The sequence below is a fragment of the Streptomyces boncukensis genome (assembly GCF_011045075.1).
In the GTDB taxonomy this organism is placed as follows: domain Bacteria; phylum Actinomycetota; class Actinomycetes; order Streptomycetales; family Streptomycetaceae; genus Streptomyces; species Streptomyces boncukensis.
In genome coordinates, this window is sequence record NZ_JAAKZZ010000536.1 from 1 (window position 1) to 4,695 (window position 4,695).

Annotated in this window: 4 protein-coding genes; 3 read left to right on the forward strand and 1 reads right to left on the reverse strand. The window is 74.8% G+C overall.

What is annotated here, in order from left to right:
- The coding region (locus G5C65_RS31415) for an ATP-binding protein (RefSeq protein ID WP_165302441.1) at positions 1–2,402 on the forward strand (2,402 nt) is incomplete at its 5' end.
- A 106-nt stretch (positions 2,403–2,508) separates the two neighbouring features.
- Positions 2,509–3,093 carry a TetR/AcrR family transcriptional regulator gene (locus G5C65_RS31420; protein WP_165302442.1) on the forward strand — a complete coding sequence of 195 codons (585 nt, stop codon included), beginning with the start codon at positions 2,509–2,511 and terminating at the stop codon, positions 3,091–3,093.
- 39 nt (positions 3,094–3,132) lie between these two features.
- On the opposite strand, the gene nucS is transcribed toward G5C65_RS31420, so the two are convergent.
- Positions 3,133–3,807, reverse strand: a complete 675-nt coding sequence (gene nucS / locus G5C65_RS31425; RefSeq protein WP_165302443.1) for an endonuclease NucS — start codon at positions 3,805–3,807, stop codon at positions 3,133–3,135.
- A gap of 351 nt (positions 3,808–4,158) precedes the next feature.
- On the opposite strand from nucS, the gene G5C65_RS31430 reads away from it, so the two are divergent.
- Positions 4,159–4,551 (forward strand): SCO5389 family protein, encoded by a 393-nt coding sequence (locus tag G5C65_RS31430; RefSeq protein ID WP_165302444.1) that lies wholly within the window; start codon positions 4,159–4,161, stop codon positions 4,549–4,551.
- The last annotated feature ends 144 nt before the right edge of the window (positions 4,552–4,695 follow it).

Genomic DNA, 4,695 nt, shown 5'->3' on the forward strand with positions numbered 1-4,695 from the left:
GTCTCGCCCGCACCGTGCAGCTCGTCGCGGCCGACTACCTGCTGACGGTCAACCCGGTGGACGGTAGCGAGATCGAGCCCTGTCCGCCCGGGGAGCGCCCCGGCAGACCCGAGAAGTACCGGCCGCACGAGCGCCCGCAGGCCGCGCTCGCGGCCGGCGGCACCCCGGGGATACCCGGGGACGCCGGGGACGCCGCCCGCAGCGCCCCCGCGCTCCCGCTGCTGGAGCGCGAGGAGGAGCGCGAGCGGCTCGCCCGGCTGCTGGCCCGCGGCCGCTCCGTACGCCTCACCGGGCCCGCCGGATCCGGCCGCAGCGCGCTGCTGGACGCCGTGGCCGTGGACGTCGCGCACTTCGCGCCGGACGGCGTGGTCCGGCTCAGCGGCCACCGGCGCACCCCGGAGGACCTGCTCCAGGAGCTCTTCGCCGCCGTCCACCACGCCCCGCTGCACCGCCCAGGACACCCCGAACTCAGCGAGGCGCTCGCCCGCACCGGCGCCGTCGTCCTCCTCGACGACCTGGAGTTCGGCGGCGCGGCCCTCGACGAACTGCTCCGCGCCACCCCCGAGTGCGCCTTCCTGTTCGCCGCCACCCCCGATGTCGCCGCGCCCTCCCCCGACGCGCATGTCGAGGAGGTCTTCCTCGCCGGGATCAGCCGTACCGCCTGCCTCGAACTGCTGGAGCACGGCGCGGGCCGGCCGCTCACCGACGAGGAGGCCGACTGGGCGGCCGACCTGTGGTTCGAATCCGAGGGCCTGGCCCTGCGCTTCGTCCAGGCGGGCGCGCTGCTGCGGCAGCAGGACTGCCGGGCCGCCGTCTCCACGGCCGGCGCGCTCCCTCCGCTGCTCGCCGCCGGGCTCTCCGACGCGGCGCGCGCGGCGCTGCGCCTCGCCCTCGCGCTCGACGGCGCCCTCCCGCACCCCTCCCACCTGCCGGCGCTCACCGGCGACCCGGGCGCCGAGACGGCCGTCGCCGAGCTCGTGGCCGCCGGGCTGGTCACCGCCTCCGGCACCCACCACCGGCTGGCCGCCGGGGTCGCCGCCCAGCTCGACGGCTCGGACGTGGACCACGAACTGCCCGCGACCGCGCTGGCGGCGGCCCAGCACTACGCCTGGTGGGCCGGACAGCCCTCCGCCTCCCCCGAACGGGCCGCCGCCGAGGCCGCACCGCTGCTGGCCGCGGTGCGCGGCGCCCAGCGCTCCGGGCACGAGAGCGCCGCCGTACTGCTCGCCCGCACGGCGGCGCCGCTGCTGGCCGCCGGGCTGCGCTGGAGCGCCTGGGAGCGGGTGCTGAGCGCGGGCCAGGAGGCCGCGCGGGCCTGCGGCGACGTCGCCGAAGAGGCGTACTTCCACCACGAGCTGGGCGTCCACGCGCTGTGCACGGGGCATCCCGAGCGGGCCCGCGCCGAGCTGGACGCCGCCCTCGGGCTGCGCGGCATGCTCGACGACCAGCGCGGCGTGTTCGCCGGGCGGCGGGCGCTGGCACTCGTCACCGACCGGCTGGCACGGCGCGGCGACGCGGTGAGCACGGCGGCGACCACGGCGGTCGTGCCGCCCCTCGCCGCGGACTCCTCCGACACCGCGCGGACCCTCCACGGCACCGAGGTCACGCCCCCGGAGGCGGCGGAGGAGTCGGAGCCGCCGCCCGCCACGGCGCCGACGGCGCTGGTCTCCCCGACGGGCCCGCCCGTGGCGCGCAGCTCGCACCGGCGGCTGGCCCTCTACGCCAGCAAGCGGAACGTGGTCGCGGCGGGCGCGGGCGCGCTGCTCGCCGCCGTACTGGGCACCATCGTCACGGTCGGCAACACCTCGGGCGACGGGGGCGATCCGCCGGACAAGGTGAAGCCCGGACACTCCGCCTCGCAGGACGACGACGGCGACGATCTGACCGCCGACCGCCCCGCGTCCGGCGACGAGGGCGGCGCCCAGGGGACGGGCGGCGGTGCGACGGCGCCGCACGAGCAGCGGCCCGCCGCCGGTTCGTCGCCCTCCGCTGGGCCGGATGGCTCCGACGGGGACGGCGGCGAGCGGGACGGCGACGGGTCGCACTCCGACGACCCCTCCGATTCGGGCTCCGGCTCGCACTCCCGGCCCGGCTCCGAACCCGGCTCGGGCTCGGCGTCCGGCTCCGGTTCCAGCTCGGGTTCCAGTTCCGGCTCCGGTTCCGGCTCGTCGTCGGGCGGCAACGGCGGCTCGTCGTCCGGGACGGGCGGCGGCTCGCCCTCGACGCCGCCCGACGGGCCGGGGGAGTCGAGCGGCTCGTCGACCGGGCCCACGGGCTCGCCCAGCGAGCCGGACGACCCGCCGTCCTCGGACCCGGAGGACCCGGGGCCCACGGAATCGAACGAGGCCCCCTCGAACTCCAACCCCGGCCCCGGAACGGACTCGGCCCCCACGCGGGTGTGACCCCGCGCCCCGCAGGGGCGCGGGGAGCTGCGCGCGCGACCACAGAGATGCCTTAGCAGTTGCTCTTTCGTATCCGCTTCACTTTTGCGCCTGATAGCATCAGGGGATGACCGCGCCGACCGGACGCCGCGAACGCAAAAAGGCGGCGACCCGCCAGAAGATCGCCGACGCCGCCCTGCGGCTCTTCCTGGAGCGCGGATACGACGCGGTGGGCATCCGGGACGTGGCCGCCGAGGCCGACGTCGCCGTCACCACGCTCTTCTCCCACTTCGCCTCGAAAGAGGCCCTGGTGTTCGAGCAGGACGCGGACTTCGAGCAGCGCCTCACCCGGGCGGTCACCGACCGGGCGCCGGGGGAGCCGATCATCCCCGCGCTGCGCCACGAGGTGCACGCCATGGTGCGACACTGCACGGCGCCCGGTGCGGCGCCGCTCTGGCGCATGATCGACGCATCGCCCGCGCTGCGGCAGTACGAGGGGGCGATGCGGGTGCGGCACGCGGAGTCGCTGGCCGCGGCCATCGCCGCCGGGCCCGGCTCGGCACGGTCCGCCACGGCCTGCCGGGCGACCGCGCGGTTCGCGGTCGACGCCTTCTCGCTGGCCCGCGAATCGGCCGATCCGCGGGCCGCGGTGGACGAGGTCTTCGAGATGGTCGAGGCGGCCTGGGAGGCCGCCGCCGCGCCGACGGCGTGACCGGCGGATCGCGCCGGGCACGACCGGGCGCGACGGGCGTCAGAACAGCCGGAGCTTGTCGTCGTCGATGCCGCGCAGCGCGTCGTAGTCGAGGGTGACGCAGCGGATGCCCCGGTCCGTGGCGAGGACCCGGGCCTGCGGCTTGATCTCCTGCGCCGCGAACACCCCCGTCACGGGCGCCAGATGGGGATCCCGGTTCAGCAGGTCCAGATACCGGGTGAGCTGTTCGACGCCGTCGATCTCCCCCCGCCGTTTGATCTCGACCGCGACCGTCGTCCCGTCCGCGTCCCGTCCCAGGATGTCCACCGGGCCGATCGCGGTGGGGAACTCGCGGCGGATCAGCGTCCAGCCGTCTCCCAGGGTCTCCATTCGGCCAGCCAACAGCTCCTGAAGGTGCGCTTCCACGCCATCCTTGATCAGCCCGGGATCCACGCCGAGTTCGTGCGAGGAGTCGTGCAGGATCTCCTCCATATCGATGATCAGCTTTTCGCCTGCCTTGTTCTCCACCGTCCAGCGCGCCGCGCCGTCGCCGTCCGCGGCCTCCTTCAGGGTGCAGGGCGGAGACATCCAGTTGAGCGGCTTGTAAGCGCGGTCGTCCGCATGGACGGAGACCGAGCCGTCGGCCTTGACGAGGATGAGCCGGGGCGCCGACGGGAGGTGGGCGGTGAGCCGCCCGGCGTAGTCGACGGAGCAGCGGGCGATGACGAGACGCATGGTCCGTCACGCTACTGGACGCACCGGTTCGGGCGCGATTCGGGCCACAACGGTGTCCGTAGCGCGTCCGAAACGTGGAGGAGCGTACGTCGAATTGGTGGCGCGAGTCTTTCCCTGCGCAGGTCGTCGCCGCGCTGAGTCTGGCCATTCTGCTCATGCGCCCGGCCTCCGCCCTCTACCGTGAGAGCAGGGTGTCGCCGTCTGAGATTGTGCGATTACACGGTGATGTCCGAGGGCCCTCCCCACGGTCCTCCGGCTTGGGGATCATCCTTCCGGGCCGCGAGCCCTGCCGGGAGGGCGATGCCCCCTAGGAGACCCCGGCCCCCGGCCGGGGCTGCGAGAGGAGATCCCATGTCGCTCGACGTCCCACCCGCGCTTCTGGAGCAAGCCGAGCGTGGCGAGGTGGATGAGGTGGCGTTCGTCGACTGCGTCCGTACCTCGCTCCCGTACGCATGGGAGATGATCAGTTCGCTGGTCGCACAGTTGAAGGTGGACGGCGGGGAGTTCGCCGACAACCAGACGCCGCCTCCAGACGAACAAGCGCGTGGCCAGCTGTTGCGCGCGCTGGCGAGTGACGCCATCCGCGGGGCCCTGGAGCGCCACTTCGGCGTGCGCCTGGCTTTCCAGAACTGCCACCGGGTCGCGGTGTTCCCGCTCGACGGGTCGTCGGACGACCGTCTGGCGCGTTTCACCTCGGTCCGCGGGCAGTTGCTGAACCAGTCTCCGACACTGCGGGACTGCTAGCGCCTGTCCGGTGGCCCAGGCCACCTGTTCCACCCGATACCAGAGCCGACCCAACCGTATGGGGCCCCTGCGTTATGGACCGGGCGCCGTCGTGGCGGCGGGCGTTCACCGCCACGACGGCTCGCCCCGGCAACCCCACGCCCC